The organism is Caulobacter sp. GW821-FHT10E02 (genome assembly GCF_059415225.1).
Genome location: NZ_JBWKMV010000006.1, coordinates 220,736 through 235,459, shown reverse-complemented (window position 1 = coordinate 235,459; position 14,724 = coordinate 220,736). Strand labels below are relative to the sequence as shown.

General features: G+C 68.7%; 13 protein-coding genes. 7 read left to right on the top strand and 6 right to left on the bottom strand.

Translation table 11 applies throughout. The annotated features are described in order from the left end of the window. The first annotated feature begins 205 nt into the window (after positions 1–205). From mobQ to AC07NI_RS25725, 5 genes are all read left to right on the top strand, one after another. Positions 206–1,702, top strand: coding sequence for a MobQ family relaxase (mobQ, locus tag AC07NI_RS25745; protein WP_494624479.1), 1,497 nt, complete (start codon positions 206–208; stop codon positions 1,700–1,702). 200 nt (positions 1,703–1,902) lie between these two features. Next, positions 1,903–3,816, top strand: coding sequence for a type IV secretory system conjugative DNA transfer family protein (locus AC07NI_RS25740; RefSeq protein WP_494624477.1), 1,914 nt, complete (start codon positions 1,903–1,905; stop codon positions 3,814–3,816). Beyond that, entirely contained in the window at positions 3,817–4,776 is a 960-nt protein-coding gene (trbB, locus tag AC07NI_RS25735; RefSeq protein ID WP_494624475.1) for a P-type conjugative transfer ATPase TrbB, read from the top strand. Between the two features lie 75 nt (positions 4,777–4,851). Further along, positions 4,852–5,517 carry a DUF6088 family protein gene (locus tag AC07NI_RS25730; RefSeq protein ID WP_494624473.1) on the top strand — a complete coding sequence of 222 codons (666 nt, stop codon included), beginning with the start codon at positions 4,852–4,854 and terminating at the stop codon, positions 5,515–5,517. Beyond that, positions 5,514–6,605 (top strand): nucleotidyl transferase AbiEii/AbiGii toxin family protein, encoded by a 1,092-nt coding sequence (locus AC07NI_RS25725; RefSeq protein ID WP_494624471.1) that lies wholly within the window; start codon positions 5,514–5,516, stop codon positions 6,603–6,605. The genes AC07NI_RS25730 and AC07NI_RS25725 overlap by 4 nt, the downstream gene beginning before the upstream one ends. Before the next feature lie 4 nt (positions 6,606–6,609). Here the strand turns inward: AC07NI_RS25725 and AC07NI_RS25720 are convergent, their stop codons facing one another. Together AC07NI_RS25720 and AC07NI_RS25715 are read right to left on the bottom strand one after the other, a co-directional pair. Then, entirely contained in the window at positions 6,610–7,980 is a 1,371-nt protein-coding gene (locus tag AC07NI_RS25720) for an MmgE/PrpD family protein (RefSeq protein ID WP_494624469.1), read from the bottom strand. A 38-nt stretch (positions 7,981–8,018) separates the two neighbouring features. After that, complete coding sequence (locus AC07NI_RS25715; RefSeq protein ID WP_494624467.1) at positions 8,019–9,212, bottom strand: 2-methylaconitate cis-trans isomerase PrpF family protein; 1,194 nt, start codon at positions 9,210–9,212, stop codon at positions 8,019–8,021. Between the two features lie 80 nt (positions 9,213–9,292). On the opposite strand from AC07NI_RS25715, the gene AC07NI_RS25710 reads away from it, so the two are divergent. Then, positions 9,293–10,210 (top strand): LysR family transcriptional regulator, encoded by a 918-nt coding sequence (locus AC07NI_RS25710; protein ID WP_494624465.1) that lies wholly within the window; start codon positions 9,293–9,295, stop codon positions 10,208–10,210. Between the two features lie 93 nt (positions 10,211–10,303). Continuing rightward, positions 10,304–10,648: an MmcQ/YjbR family DNA-binding protein gene (locus AC07NI_RS25705; RefSeq protein ID WP_494624463.1), complete on the top strand. Its 345-nt coding sequence runs from the start codon at positions 10,304–10,306 to the stop codon at positions 10,646–10,648. A gap of 48 nt (positions 10,649–10,696) precedes the next feature. On the opposite strand, the gene AC07NI_RS25700 is transcribed toward AC07NI_RS25705, so the two are convergent. The 4 genes from AC07NI_RS25700 to AC07NI_RS25685 all read right to left on the bottom strand — a co-directional run bounded on the left by AC07NI_RS25700 (position 10,697) and on the right by AC07NI_RS25685 (position 14,714). Further along, positions 10,697–11,083, bottom strand: a complete 387-nt coding sequence (locus tag AC07NI_RS25700) for a thermonuclease family protein (protein ID WP_494624461.1) — start codon at positions 11,081–11,083, stop codon at positions 10,697–10,699. 83 nt (positions 11,084–11,166) lie between these two features. Then, the gene (gene aceB, locus AC07NI_RS25695) at positions 11,167–12,747 is read right to left on the bottom strand and encodes a malate synthase A (RefSeq protein ID WP_494624459.1); all 1,581 of its coding nucleotides are present in this window, start codon (positions 12,745–12,747) and stop codon (positions 11,167–11,169) included. Between the two features lie 74 nt (positions 12,748–12,821). Beyond that, complete coding sequence (locus AC07NI_RS25690) at positions 12,822–13,055, bottom strand: hypothetical protein (protein WP_494624457.1); 234 nt, start codon at positions 13,053–13,055, stop codon at positions 12,822–12,824. Positions 13,056–13,097: 42 nt separating this feature from the next. Continuing rightward, positions 13,098–14,714 carry an isocitrate lyase gene (locus tag AC07NI_RS25685; RefSeq protein ID WP_494624455.1) on the bottom strand — a complete coding sequence of 539 codons (1,617 nt, stop codon included), beginning with the start codon at positions 14,712–14,714 and terminating at the stop codon, positions 13,098–13,100. Between the last annotated feature and the right edge of the window lie 10 nt (positions 14,715–14,724).

The window sequence follows — 14,724 nt, the reverse complement described above, 5'->3', positions numbered from 1 at the left end:
TAGCGACTTAAGGTGACAAGGGCGCAGTTATGCATTGCTGCGCAACGCCTGCGGTCGGGAGGGCCCGACACCCCTCGACGCCCTCATCCCGGGCGTTACCGGGGGGCGTCGAGCCAAGGGGCAAGCCCCTTAGCGATCCCTTTCGCCGTGCGGCGCATCGCCGGCCTGGCGGCCGGATCGATTGGATGGACGAGGAAGGGACGCGGTGGCGCAGTACCGGCTCGAGGTTCAGCCGTTCAAACGCAGCGAGGGTCGCTCGACCGTCGCCGCGTCCGCCTATCGCTCGGCCACCGTCCTGCGCGACGAGCGCCTGGAGATGGTGTTCGACTATTCGGCCAAGGGCGGGGTGGCGTTCACCGGGATCATGGCGCCGCAGGACGCGCCCGCGGCGTTGCTGGATCGCGAGCGGCTCTGGAACGCGGCGGAGGCGGCCGACAAGCGCTCGGACTCCAGGGTCGCGCGGGAGCTTCTGATCTCCTTGCCCCACGAGCTGTCGGACGATCAGCGCCACGCCCTGGTGCGCGCTTTCATCGCCGAGAGCCTTGTCGCGCGAGGGATGATCGCCGACTATGGCGTGCACTATCCCGACCGCCACGGCGACGCTCGAAACCATCACGCCCACATCATGGTCACCACCCGGCGGGTCGGACCAGAAGGCTTCGGCTTCAAGGCGCGCGACTGGGACAGTCCCGACGCGGTCAAGGCGCTGCGCCTGGAGTGGGAGCTGGTGCAGAACCAGCACCTGCGCCAGCACCTGGGACCGGACGCGCCGCAGGTCAGCAGCCGCAGCCTGGCCGACCAAGGTCAGAGCCGCGAGCCTTCCATCCATCTGGGTCCGTCGGCGTCGGGCATGGAGCGGCGGGGCGAGGCGTCCGATCGTGGCGACATCAATCGCCGGATCCGCGAGCGCAACCGTCAGCGGCGCGAGGCGCCCGCCCAGGTCCGGGCGCTCGAGGACCGACTGGCCGAAGGCCGGCCGCGCCAGGCCTACCCGATCGACGCGGTGATCCGCGAGTTCGAGGCCATCCACCAGACGATGGCGCGCGAACGCGACGGGTGGGCGCGAGACCTGGCGCGACTGACCCCGCCCGAGGTCCCCACGCGCAGGTCGATCACCGGAGAGGTCCTGGGCGAGGCGGTCGGCCGGCGCGCCGAGGCGGCCCGGCGCCTGGACTGGACCGAGCGCAGGATCGAGCAGGGCAGGGCGCGTCGCTCCACCCTCCTGCGATGGATCCGAAATCCCGCCCGGATGATCTGGGCCGCCCACGTCGAGCTGAACGCGCTGGACCGGGCGCGCGCCCAGGAGCGTCGGGCCGCCATGGACCTTCGGGTGCGCCGCGACTGGCTGCGCAGCGAGGCGGGCCAGGCCTATGTCGCCGCGCGCCTGGATCCCGCAAGGCAGGCGGCGGACGCCGCGCGCCGGGCCGCGCGCACTCTGGAGCGCAAGATCAAGCGGGCCGACAAGCGCATCGAGAACGTCGCCAGCACGCGGGTGAAGCTTCTGGTGGCCCGCGAGCTTGGCGAGGCGACCCTGACCGCTCCGTCCCGGATGGACCTGGGCGTCGGCCAGGCGGTGCGCGAGGTCGACCGGCGTGTGGTCGACACGGTCAGGGCGCACGCGCCCGCCGCCCAGCAGGCGGCGCTGAGCAAGGTGATGGCGCTGGTGAAAGGCCAGTTGCCGGGCCTCGGACCCGACCGCTGATGGGTCGCGTGGCCTAGCGGGTCATGTAGGTCGACAGCCGGCGCGAGGAGCGCGCTTGCCAGACCTCGGCGGTGTCCAGGAAGCCGTTCCACTGGCGATCGGCCGCGGGACCTGCGGCGCCGGAGAAATGCCCCGGTAAAACTCCGGAATTGTCGCCCGCCCGGACCTGGTCTCAGGTGCCCGATCATCGGAGCGCGCGCATGATCGCCAAGGCCCGCTGGCTCGTCCCTTTGAGTCTGGTGCTGATGATCCTGGGACTTTGGGCCGCGACCCAAGCCGCCGGGCAGCTTTTTGGTTATCCGCCGCCCTTCGGCGAGGGCTGGTCCCAGGTGGGCGGCGTGCGGATCTATCCGCCCTGGTCGTTTCTGGGTTGGTACGGGCGCTGGGCGCGGCTCTATCCGCAGGCCTTCGATCAGGCCGCCCTGGCGGGCCTTGGCGTCTTTGTCCTGCCGCTCGTGCTGATCGCGGCCCTGACCCGGCGGTTCGTCGCGCGGCCAAAGCCGTTCGGAACGGCGGCCTGGGGACGATCGCCCGAGGCCAGGGCCGCCGGCCTGCTGCACGGCGAGCGCCTGGCGGGCCGGGTGCTCGGGCGGCTCAAGGGGCGATTGCTGACCTTCACCGGCGTCGAGCACTGCATCATCGTGGGCGCCTCGCGATCGGGGAAGGGCGCCGGTCACGTGGTGCCCACCGTGCTGTCCTGGCCCGAGAGCCTGTTCGTCTACGACCGAAAGGGGGAGCTTTGGCACATCAGCGCCGATCACCGCCGACGGTTCTCCCACACCTTCTATTTCGCGCCCACCGACCACAACACCGCGCGGTGGAACCCGCTGTTCGAGGTTCGCAAGGGCCCGATGGAGATCGCCGACATCCAGAACATCGTCGGCATCCTGGTCGACCCGATCGGCCTCAAGCAGGGCAATCTCGACTTCTTCGACCAGAGCGCGGCCAACTTCTTCACCGGCGTCATCCTGCACGCCCTCTACACCGCGCCCGACGACCTGAAGAACCTGACCTATGTGCGGCGCCTGCTGATCGACATCGAGCCGACCCTGGACGCCATGCTGGGGACCAAGCATCGCTGGCGGCCGGACGCCAGGGCCGCTGACGGCCTGGCGCGGGACGACGACGGCGAGCCGATCGCCGAGGTCCATCCGGAGGTCTGGCTCGGCGCGACCGCGTTTCGCAGCATGGAGCCCCGGGTTCGCTCCAGCGTCCTGGCCACGGCCCAGAAGTCGCTGGCCCTGTGGGCCGATCCCCTGGTGGCCAACGCCACGTCCTGGTCGGACTTCTGCATCGGTGACCTGGTGTGCGCCCAACACCCGGTGAGCTTCTACCTGATCACCCCTCAGGCCCACGCCGACCGTCTGGCCTTCCTGGTGCGCGTCATGCTGCGCCAGAGCCTCAACAGCCTGATGGAGACCATCGACGCCGACAGCCGCGGCCGCAAGAAGCGTCACCGGCTGCTGAAGATGCTCGACGAGTTTCCGAAACTGGGGGCGCTGCCCTTCCTGGAGAACGCCCTGGGCGAAATGGCCGGCTATGGCGTCTCCGCGCATCTGATCTGCCAGAGCTTCAACGACGTCTTCAAGCACTACGGCGTCCACACCTCGATCTTCGACAACTGCCATGTGACCGCCGCCTTCGCGACGTCCGAGCCCGGCAGCATCGAGCGGATCGTCAAGCGGGCCGGCCGATCGCTTGAGATCCGAGAGAGCTTCAGCGATCCGCGGCTGATGTTCGGCACGGGCCACCGCAGCCGCAACCAGGCCGAGGTCGAACGCTACATCCTGGCCGAACAGGATGTGCGCGCCCTGCCGGGGGACAAGCAGTTCCTGTTCGTCAACAACGCCAAGCCTTTCCTGGCCGAGAAGATCCGCTATTTCGAGGAGCCGCTGTTCTCGGCTCACACCCGGGATTTCTTCCACGGTGAGCGCGCGCGGTTCGTCCAGACGCCCGAGACCCTGGACACGCCGGGGCCGCCGCCGATCGACTGGCTGGGGGTGACCGCGGTCGAAGCCTATGCGCCGCCCCTGCAGCCGGCGGACGTGGCCATGACCCTGGCCTGCGCCGACGGCCTCAGCATCGTCGACCTGATCTACAACGAGGAGGATTAGGTGAGCGCCGCATCGCAGGAAGCCCTCGATCGCAAGCACAGCGCCCTTCGTCAGGCCATGGGCCCGGTCCTGGCCGCCGCCCTGGCCGACTCTTCGGTCGTGGAGGTGATGGTCAATCCGGACGGCGCGATCTGGATCGAACGGATCGGGCAGGGGCGCGCCTTCAGCGGGGAGCGCATGGCGCCGGCCGACGCCGAGCGGATCCTACGCCTCGTGGCCGATCATGTCGGCGAGGTGGTGACTCGCGACCAGCCGCTGGTCAGCGCCACCCTGCCCAGATCGGGCGAGCGCTTCCAGGGCGTGTTCATGCCGGTGACGCGCGCGCCGGCGTTTTCGATCCGCAAGCGGCCGGAGGTGATCTTCACCCTCGATGACTATGTGAAATCGCAGATCATGACGGCGCAGCAGGCCGCGGCGTTGCGCTCGGCGGCCGAGCGGCGCGACAACATTCTGATCGCCGGGGGCACCGGCAGCGGCAAGACCACCCTGGCCAACGCCGTGCTGGCCGAACCGGCCTTCGCCGAGGACCGCGTCCTGATCGCCGAGGACACGCCCGAGCTGCAGTGTTCAGCCCAGGATCAGATCGCCCTGCTGACCAAACGAACCGAGCCGGCGGTGACCATGGCCGACCTGGTCAAGGCCGCCCTGCGCCTGCGGCCGGACCGCATCATCATCGGGGAGGTTCGCGACGGCAGCGCCCTGGACATGCTGAAGGCCTGGAACACCGGCCATCCGGGCGGGCTGGCGACCCTGCACGCCAACAGCGCGCGCGAGGCGCTCAGCCGGCTGGAGGACCTGATCGGCGAGGTCGTGCCGACCGTGCCCTATCGGGCCATCGGCCAGGCCATCGATCTCGTGGCCTTCATTCGGCGCGCGCCGGACGGGCGGCGGCTGGAGACCCTGGTGCGGGTCGAAGGGTGGATCGAGGGGGACTATCGTCTGACCCCCGTCGCGCTGTAGCGTCCGAAACTTGTATACAAACTTCGGACGTTCTTGGCCTTGCTAATGTCCGAAACTTGTATACATATTTCGGACATGACCACCACTCGATCTCAGCTGACCTCGATCATGGACGCCCGTATCGCCAAGGCGGCGGGCCGCCAGGTCTGGACGCCGTCGGACTTCACCGACCTGGGCGGCCGCGACGCCGTGGACAAGGCGCTGCAGCGAAGGCTGGCCCAGGGCGTGCTGCGCCGGATCGATCGGGGCCTCTACGACAAACCCAAGCTCAACAGCCTCACCCAACAGCTCAGCCCGCCCGACCCGGCCGCCGTGATCGACGCGGTGGCGCGGCGCGATCATATCCGGCTGCTGATCGACGGCATGACGGCGGCCAATGACCTGGGCTTCACAAACGCCGTGCCGGCCAAGATCGTGGTCCATGCCGACGCGCGACTGCGATCCATCAAGCTTGGCCAGATGGCCATCACCTTCCGGCCGACGGCGGCCAGCAAACTCTATTGGGCCGGCCGGCCGGCCATGCGTCTGGTCCAGGCGTTGCATTGGCTGCGTGACGGGTTTGGGCAGGACGATGTCGGCCAGGACCATGCGCGCCGGGTGGCCGCCCTGTTGACCGATCCGAAGACGGGTCCGGCGCTGCGCAAGGATCTGGCCGAGGGTTTCGCCGCCCTGCCCAGCTGGATGCAGGACCTGGTTCGCCCCCACATCATCGATGAGCTGTCGGCGCAGCCCGCGCCATGATGAACCTCGCCTTCGACCAAGTGATCGCCGCCGACGCCGAGACGCGCCTGGGCCTGTTCAACACCACGGCACAGCGCCTGGGCTCCACGCCCTCGAACATCGAAAAGGACTTCTGGGTCTGCTGGACGCTGGACGCCCTCTTCAACGGCCTGCCCGGCGATCACCGCCTGCTGTTCAAGGGCGGCACCTCGCTATCCAAGGGCTTTGGCCTGATCAGCCGCTTTTCCGAAGACATCGATGTGACCGTGTTCCGGGCAGATCTGCAGTCGACGACGTCGATCGACGAACTGAAGCGGATGACCAAGACCGCGCGGGGCAAGTGGCTCGACGGTCTGAAGCGGGTGTGCGCGGACTATATCCAGACCGAATTTCGCGACCAGCTCATCGACCTGGCGAACGCATGCGCCGCGCGCAACGCCCTGGGGGAAGACGCATTCGCCATCGAGGTGGATCCCGACGACAGGGACGGCCAGAGCCTTCTGCTGCGCTATCCCGCGGTCACGCCTGAGGACCCTTATGTCCGAAAGGTCGTCAAGATCGAGAGCGGAGCCAAGTCAGCCCTCGATCCGCACGCGGCGCGGGTCATCGTCCCCTATGCCGACGCCGACGCCCCCGCCGTCGATCTGTCGGTCCCCAACGTCACGACCGTGGAGGCCGAGCGCACGTTCTGGGACAAGGTGGTGATCCTGCACGGCCTGCGCCGCAGCTACGACGCCACCGGCAAGCTTCGCGGCGACGGTCAGAAGGTCTCGCGCCACTATTACGACATTCACCGGCTGATGGAGGCGGGCGTCAGCGCCAGCGCCCAGGCCGACATGGCGCTGGGCGTCGACTGCATGACCCACGCGCGATTGTTTTTCTATCGGCCCGACGCCGATCAGGCGAGCGCCAGGCCCGGCAGCTTCGCCATGACACCCCACGACGGCATGGTCGACGCGCTGCGAGCCGACTATGGGGCAATGAGCGGGATGATCTTCGGCGCGGTTCCCGAGTTCGATCTGGTGATTGCCAGCGTCGCCCGGCTGGAAGCCGAGCTCAACGCCGCGGCGCCCTGGCCAGAGGACGAGGCCGCCGCACCGGCGGCCTAGCGGCTCAACCGATCAGCGCCATCAGCCGGTTCAGATTGGGCTGGCGTTCCAGATCGCGGACGATGGCCACCACCTCGTCGGCCTGGCCGGAGGTCAGGACGCCTTGGGCGAGGTGGCGGAACTTGCGTTCGACCTTGGCCTGCTGGGCGGCCAGATCGCGCGAGGGCTGGGAGACGTCGCCGCTTCGCTCCAGCGTGCGCCCGTCGTTGAGCGTGACCTTGACGGTGCTGCCGCGCGGGACCCGCAGGCCCTCGACCGTGACCTTGTCGCGCAGGGCGATGAGATCGGCGCGGCGAGCGGTCTCGTCGCTGAACAGGCTGTCCTGGAAGGTGTCTTCGCCCGCCAGGCTCAGCGCCGTGGTCATGCGCAGGGAGAACTTGCATTCCAGGCCGGTGGCCGGCTCCTGGATGTTGCAGCTGCCCAGATAGCCGTTGGGGACCTCGACCAGGACCGAGGCGATGTCGTCGGCGGTGATGGCCTCCTCGGCGCGCAGCTGGCTGGCCGCCTCGATCGACTCGTGGGTCAGGTAGCAGGCGGCGTGGTACTTGAAGAGCGCCTCGATCATCCACGGCGCGGGGCGTTCGGCCAGCCCCCGGTCGATGTCGACCGTGGTGGACTGGGTGTCGGCGAACCCCTGCTTGGAGGCGAAGGTGTCGGTGTCGCCGGTGAAGCCCCGGGCGGCCAGTCGCGCGGCCAGAAGGCCGTTCTGGGCGGCCTTGCCGGCGTTCAGCGGCTTGCACATGGTGCCGATCGAGGCCTTCAGGCCGGCGGCCTGGGTGGCGGCGACGCCAAGGGCGTTGGCGATCGCCACAGGGTCTGAGACGCTGAGCAATCGACAAGCCGCGACGGCCGCGCCGAAGGTCCCGAAGGTGGCCGTGCCGTGCCAGCCCTTGGCGTAGTGCGACGGACCCATCAGGGCGCAGATCCGGCACTCGGCCTCGACGCCGGCGATGAAGGCCTCCAGGACCTCCGCGCCGCTGGCCCCGTTGCGCTCGGCCAGGGCGATCACCACGGGGGCGACGGGCACGCTGGGGTGGCCCATGGGAATGATCACGTCGTCGAAATCCAGCGCGTGGCCCATGGAGCCGTTGATCAGCACGGCCTGGTCGATCGAGGTCTTGCGCCCCAGGCCGACAAGAGTGGAGCCGCCCGTTCCGTCCTGCCCCGCCAGTTCCTCGACCAGGATCGTGACCAGGGGTTCCTTGCGGCCGGCGAGCGAGACGGCGATCCAGTCGAGCAGGCATTGCTTGGCCACGGTGACGGCCGTGTCGGGCAGCTGTTCGAAGGTCAGGGCCTGAATGCGGTCGATAAGCCGGCGGGTGACGGACGCCACGGCGGGCGCCGGGTCGATCGGCAGGGTCTGAGCTTGAGCCATGGTGGGTTCCAGGTCTGGAGGCGGCGCGAGTCGCGCGATCAGTTCAGAAGGTCGGCGGGGACATAGGCGAACCCGTCCATCAGCCGGCGGGCGGTGCGGCTGAAACCGAGATCCTCGAAGGCGACGAACGGCGCCTGGCTCGTGGCCTTGGATTTCACCCGGGCGGGCGTCACGCCCGAAGGGTGGCCGATCCGCAGGACGTCGGCCTGGGAATCTCGGGTCAGGGCGTGGACGACCGAGCCGGGGATGCGGGAGGCGGCGGCCAGGCAGACCGAACCGGTGCCTGGCGTGGATTCGTGCAATGAGCCCATGAAGACCAGGTGGATGCGGACATCCATCGCGGCCTGGTCGATCTCGGCGCGATTGATCGAGGTGTACGGGGTGGGCGGCGAGACGAAGCCGACCATCGGCAGGCCCGATTGGCGCGGGACCTTCTTCCAGTCGTGGGCGAAGCCGAACAGCACCGCGGCCTTGGCCCGGACCTCCTGCTCGGCGGCCATCAGGGCCGGATCGCCGTTGATCGTCTCGAGCGTCTCCGTCCCGTCCAGACCAAAGTCGGCCGCCTTGACCCAGACACAGGGATTGGCGGCGTCGCAGAGGGTGGCTTCGATCCGGCGGCCGTCCTCCAGCATGATCGTGTCGCTGGGATTGCCGGTCGGCAGCAGCCGGCCGGTCTTGGCGCCGATCGTGCCGACCCAGTTCATCAGCACCTCGGCGCCCGTGCCTGGGACGCCGTCGATGGCGTAGTCGCCCTCGACCACGGCCTTGCCGTCCTGGACCGGGACTTGAGCCACCAGGATCTTGTCGGTGTTGGTGTTGTAGATGCGGACCTGGGTGTGGCCCTCCACCGGGGCGACCAGACCCTCGTCGACGGCGAACGGCCCCACGCCCGAGGAGATGTTGCCGCAATTGCCCTCGTAGCCGACCCCGCCGCGTTCGACCCCGACCTGAGCGAAGGTGTAGTCGACGTCGGCGTCCGGGCGCTCGGAGCGGCGCACGATGGCGATCTTGGAGGTGATGGGCCGCGAGCCGCCCAGGCCGTCGATCTGCAGGGCGTCGGGCGAGCCCATCAGGCGGGCCAGCAGCTTGTCGCGGGCCGGTCCGGGGGAGGGCAGGTCGTCCTCAAGGAAGTAGAGTCCCTTGCTGGTGCCGCCGCGCAGCAACACCAACCGGACCCGGCCTTGGGCCAGGCCGCCGGCGCGGGCCGGACGATCGCCCTCGATTGTCGGCATCTAGGCCTCCCTGCTTGTTATTGACGATCCTAGGCGGGCGTTGTTGATCGACAATCGTGGAAATCGGGATCGATTGTTCAGTGAAACGGATCAATCTGGAGACGGCCGACCTCGAGGCCATCCTCGCCTTGGCCGACCTGGCCAGCTTCCGGGCCGCCGCGGCCGCCCTGGGCTGCTCGCAATCGTCGGTGACGGCGCGCATCCAGAGGGTGGAGGCCCTGTTGGGGGTCAAGCTCTTCCACCGCACCACGCGGCGGGTGACGATCACCGAGGAGGGCGAGCGGGTGCGCGTGCGCGCCGAGCGCACCGTGGCGGAGATGCGGGCGATCGTTCAGGAATCCCAGGACGAGGCGCAATTGCGCCGGGGCCGGATCGTGATCGGAGCGACCTCGACGGTGGCGGCCAGCCTCATGCCGCCGGTCATCGCCGCCTATCGCCACGCCTGGCCGGGGGTGGAGGTGGTGATGCTCGACGACTTCTTCGGTCGCGCCCTGGACCGCCTGCAGTCGGGCGAGGTCGATTTCGCGGTCATTCCGTTCGACCCGGGCGAACGTGACTACAGCTTCCAGAAACTGGTCGACGACACCTTCCTGCTGATGGTCCCCGACGCTCATCCCCTTTGCGCCTTGCCGCGCGTGACGATGGCGGATGTCGCGGCCTATCCGATGCTGAGCTTTCCCAGTCAGTCGACGGCCTGGGCCACGGTCGAACAGGGCTTTGGCCGGGCGGGGGTCACCAATCGTCCGGTCTTCGTCACCCGCAGCGTCCTGACCCTGGCGGCCATGGTCCGCGCCGACCTGGGCGTGACCTTCATGGCCCGGATCATCATTCCGCAGCTGGACATGACCGGTCTGGTCCTGCTGGAGGTGGCCGACATGACCCTGACGCGCCAGATCGGCGTCGCCACGGTCAGGGGCCGTCCCCTGCGGCCGGCCGCCCAGGCCTTCGTCAAGCTGCTGCGCTCGCGCGCCCAAGGCGCGGACATGCCGTCAGACTAGGCGCGCGCGGCTAAACCCGACGCCCTGCCGCGTGCGGCAGGCTGGACAGCCGCCGGCCTGGCGGTAGAAGCGCGCAGGGCCAGTGGAGGGATCATGACGTCCGAAGAGTTTCAGCAACTGGCGGCGGGCCTGGCGGGGGTCCGCTTCGAGAACAAGCTGGGCTCGATGAGCTATTCGATCGGCGGGCGAACCTTCGCCACCTTGGGCTCGCCGCAGCCTGGTTGGGCCGTCCTCAAGCTGACTCCGGACGAGCAGGCCCAGGCGATCGCGCGCGCCGACCACGCCTTCAGCCCCCAGCCGGGCGGCGCGGGCACGCGCGGCTGGACCTGCGTGCGCCTGGCCGCTGTCGAGGCCGCCGCGCTCATGCCCTTTCTCAAGGCCGCCAGGGCCAAGGCCGCCAACGCCCGCACGACGATGACGGTGCTCAAGGGGCGATAAGGCGCAGGCTCCGCGCGGCCTGGACGCGGGTCCTTCAGCGCCGCCCGTCTAACGCCATTGACCAACGCGCAGGCGGCGCGCCTCGGCCTCGGCAGGCCCATAGGCGCCCTTGCTGTAGCGACGCCATTCGGTCGCATAGCCCGAGCGGATCAAGGCGGCGTTGAGGTCGGGGCTGGCGTCGGACCAGCAGCGGCCGACGAACCGGCCGTAGCGGTCGCGATCGACGACGCGGCAGCCGACCCGCCCGCGCGTCAGTTGGATCAGGGTGTCGCGCGCCTCGTAGGCGAAGGGTTCGGCGGGGGTTTTACCGCGCCGGACCTCGGGCGCGTCGACGCCGAACAGCCGCACGCTCTGGGACCCGCAGCGAAGCGTGTCCCCGTCATGAACCTTGGGAGCGGAGCAGGCGATGATGGCCGCGGCGAGCTGGACGAGCATCGGCCCAGTCTAGCCGAGTCGCAGGTCCCGTGGATTGTCGGCGGCCCGTCGTGTCGAGGGCGACGGACCGCCGACGCCAGGCCTCAAGCCAGGAGCTCGTAGGCCGGCAGGGTGAGGAACTCCTCCAGGGTGTCGGAGAGGACCATTTGCGAGAACAGCTGCGCCGCGTCCTCGAGACGGGGGGAGGGGAACTGGTGGCGCAGGTCGATCAGTTCCTGGGTGAACAAGCTGACGAACAGCTCCGAGGTCAGCACGCGGCCGTCGTCCAGCTCGGCGCCCAGGCGGATCCATTGCCAAAGCTGGGTGCGGCAGATCTCGGCGGTGGCGGCGTCCTCCATCAGATTATAGAGCGGCACCGCGCCGCGGCCTTCGATCCAGGCCTGGGTGTAGCGGATGCCGACGCGGATGTTCTCGCGAACCCCGGCCTCGGTGCGCACCCCGTCGTGCAGCTCCAGCATCTGCGGCTGGGTGATGACCAGATCAGCCAGCGTCTTGTCCAGCTGGTTGGGCGTGGGCATCAGGCGGTCGAAGACCTCCAGGGCCACCGTCACCAGGTCGGGGTGGGCGACCCAGGTGCCGTCGTGACCGGCGCCCGCTTCGCGTTCCTTGTCGGCCCGGACCTTGGCGAAGGCGGCCTGGTTGGCGGCCTCGTCGCCCTTGATCGGGATCTGCGCGGCCATGCCGCCCATGGCGAAGGCGCCGCGGCGGTGGCAGGTCTGGATCAGCTTCAGCGAATAGGCGCCGAGGAACGCCTTGCCCATGACCATGGCCGAGCGGTCCGGGGTGAGGAATTCGGCCCGGCGGCCCAGGCGCTTGATGAACGAGAAGATGTAGTCCCAGCGACCGCAGTTGAGGCCGGCCATATGGTCGCGAAGCTCGAAGATGATCTCTTCCATCTCGAAGGCGGCCGGAATGGTCTCGATCAGCACCGTGGCCTTGATCGTGCCGACCGGCAGGCCCAGGGCCTCCTGGGCGCGGACGAACACCTCGTTCCAGAGGCGGGCCTCCAGGTGGCTCTCCAGCTTGGGCAGGTAGAAATAGGGCCCCGAGCCCTGGGCCAGCGCGGCCTTGGCGTTGTGAAAGACATAGAGGCCGAAGTCGAACAGCGCGCCGCTGACGACCTGACCGTCGACCTCCATGTTGCGTTCGGGCAGATGCCAGCCGCGGGGGCGGATCTTCAGGACCGCCGGATCGGCGCCTAGGGCATAGGATTTGCCCGACTTGGCGTCGACGTGCGTCAGGTCGCCGTTCCAGCGGTCCTTCAGATTGACCTGGCCTTCGATCAGGTTGGACCAGGTCGGCGAGGTGGCGTCCTCGAAGTCGGCCATGAACACCTTGGCCCCGCAGTTGAGGGCGTTGATGATCATCTTGCGGTCGACCGGGCCGGTGATCTCGACGCGGCGGTCCTGCAAATCGGCGGGAATGGGAGCAACGCTCCAGGCGCTGGACCGAACGCCCGCCGTTTCGGGCAGGAAGTCGGGCAGCTCGCCGGCGTCGAAGCGGGCCTGGCGCGCGACGCGGGCGGCCAGCAACTCACGTCGGCGCGCGTCGAACCGGCGGTGCAGGTCGGCCACGAAGGCCACGGCCTCGGGCGTGAGGATCTCCACCGCGCGGCCCTCGATAGGGCCGGTGATCTGGACGTTGGCGGCGATGTCGAGGGGCATGGGAGATCCTGCGGGCTCAAGGGGTCTCCCGGCGCCAGGCCGGGAGGAAGCGTGTCGACGAGGTGAGTTGTGGATCAGGCGCTCTTGCCGGCGCCGTTGGGACGAACGGTGGGGACGATCTGGTCGCCCCAGTTACCGGCCCCGTCGTGATGGCGCGAGGTGCGCACCAGCTCGACGGAATAGCCGGCCGCGATGGCCCGCTGCACCGCCTCGTTCAGGCGGTGGGCGGCCTCGGCCACCCGATCGACCGCCCGTTGCTGGTCGGTGGAGTTCGGCATGGCGGCGGGAGCAAATTGCGTGGCGGTCATGATGGAATCCTCGATCGGGTGGATGGGGAAGGGCGCTCGCCGCTATTCGGCGGCGAATTGGTTCATGGTGTTGGCGTGGCCGCCGGCCGTCAGGGCGCGTTCGCCGGCGACCATGATCTTGAAGCTGTCGCCCAGATCGGAGCCGACCTCGTGCTGGTGCTTGACGGCCGAGACGCCGCGACGGATTTCCTCGCGCTGGACGGTGTTGACGTAGGCCTTCATCCGGTCGGGACCGAAGTAGCCGCGCGACAGCTCGTCCATGCTCTTGGCCGTCAGGTGGAAGGTCGGCAGGGTGATCAGGTTGTGGAACACCCCGGCCCGGGCCGCGATGTCGGCCTGGAAGGCGGCCAGGCGGGCGTCGGTTTCCTGGCCCAGGTCGCTGGCGTCGTATTCGGCCGACATCAGGGCCGCGCCGTCCGGGTAGCTGTCCTTGTGGATCTTGCCCTCGGCGATCCATTGGTCGCGCACCTGCTTGCGCAGGTTCAGGGTCCAGTTGAACGACGGCGAGTTGTTGTAGGTCAGCTTGGCGTTGGGCACGACCTTGCGGATCTCGCTGACCATCGAGGCGATCTCATCGACATTGGGGGTGTCGGTCTCGATCCACAGCAGGTCGGCGCCGCCCTGAGTCAGCGAGGCGATGCAGTCCTCGATGACGCGGGCCCGGCCGGTGCCGTCCTGGAAGGCGAACAGGCCGTTGGGCATGCGCACCGGCTTGACGAACTGGCCGTCCTCGTAGAGCGCCAGCTCGCCCGGCAGGATCGGGTTGCTGTCGGTGATGGCTTCGGTCTTCAGCCACTTGATATAGTCCGAAGCCAGGTCGCCCGGCTCCTGGCTGACCGGGACCTTCTGGGTCAGGCCCGCGCCCAGGCTGTCGGTGCGGGCGACGATGACGCCCTCGTCGACGCCCAACTCCTCGAAGGCCAGGCGGCAGGCGCGCAGCTTCTCGATGAAGTCTTCGCGCGGCACGGTGACCTTGCCGTCCTGGTGGCCGCACTGCTTGGCGTCCGAGACCTGGTTCTCGATCTGCAGGCAGCAGGCGCCGGCCTTGATCATTTCCTTGGCCAGGATGTAGGTCGCGTTCTCGTTGCCAAAGCCGGCGTCGATGTCGGCGATGATCGGCACGACGTGGGTCTCGAAGTTGTCGATGGCGGTGATCGCGGCGGCTTCGGCCGCCTTGTCGCCGGCCTCGCGGGCGGTCGTCAGCACCTTGAAGAGGTCGTTGATGGCGACTTCATCGGCCTGGCGCAGCGAGACGTAGATCTCTTCGATCAGGTCGACGACCGAGGTCTTCTCGTGCATCGACTGGTCCGGCAGGTGGCCGAAGCGGTTGCGGAGACCCGCGACCATCCAGCCCGACAGATAGACATAGGCGCCCTTGGTCGTGCCGCGCAGGCGCTTGACCGACTTGATCATCTGCTGGGCGTGGAAGCCCGACCAGCAGCCCAGCGACTGGGTGAACTTGCTGCTGTCGGTGTCGTAGGCCGCCATGTCGCCGCGCATGACGCCGGCCATGTCGCGGGCGATGTCCAGGTGGGTCGAGTAGGTGTTCTGCAGCTTCAGCTGGATGATGTCGTCGATGCCGACGCCGCCCGGCGTCACGCCTTGCGGATAGCGGGCCAGCAGGGCTTGGCGATGTTCGGCGTAGGTCTTGCGCGTCATGTGGGCGGTC

Coding starts and splice junctions, on each gene's coding strand:
- AC07NI_RS25740 (WP_494624477.1), top strand. CDS start 1,903: ATGATCGCCAAGGCCCGCTGGCTCGTCCCTTTGAGTCTGGTGCTGATG.
- AC07NI_RS25730 (WP_494624473.1), top strand. CDS start 4,852: ATGACCACCACTCGATCTCAGCTGACCTCGATCATGGACGCCCGTATC.
- AC07NI_RS25725 (WP_494624471.1), top strand. CDS start 5,514: ATGATGAACCTCGCCTTCGACCAAGTGATCGCCGCCGACGCCGAGACG.
- AC07NI_RS25720 (WP_494624469.1), bottom strand. CDS start 7,980: ATGGCTCAAGCTCAGACCCTGCCGATCGACCCGGCGCCCGCCGTGGCG.
- AC07NI_RS25715 (WP_494624467.1), bottom strand. CDS start 9,212: ATGCCGACAATCGAGGGCGATCGTCCGGCCCGCGCCGGCGGCCTGGCC.
- AC07NI_RS25705 (WP_494624463.1), top strand. CDS start 10,304: ATGACGTCCGAAGAGTTTCAGCAACTGGCGGCGGGCCTGGCGGGGGTC.
- AC07NI_RS25700 (WP_494624461.1), bottom strand. CDS start 11,083: ATGCTCGTCCAGCTCGCCGCGGCCATCATCGCCTGCTCCGCTCCCAAG.
- aceB (WP_494624459.1), bottom strand. CDS start 12,747: ATGCCCCTCGACATCGCCGCCAACGTCCAGATCACCGGCCCTATCGAG.
- AC07NI_RS25690 (WP_494624457.1), bottom strand. CDS start 13,055: ATGACCGCCACGCAATTTGCTCCCGCCGCCATGCCGAACTCCACCGAC.
- AC07NI_RS25685 (WP_494624455.1), bottom strand. CDS start 14,714: ATGACGCGCAAGACCTACGCCGAACATCGCCAAGCCCTGCTGGCCCGC.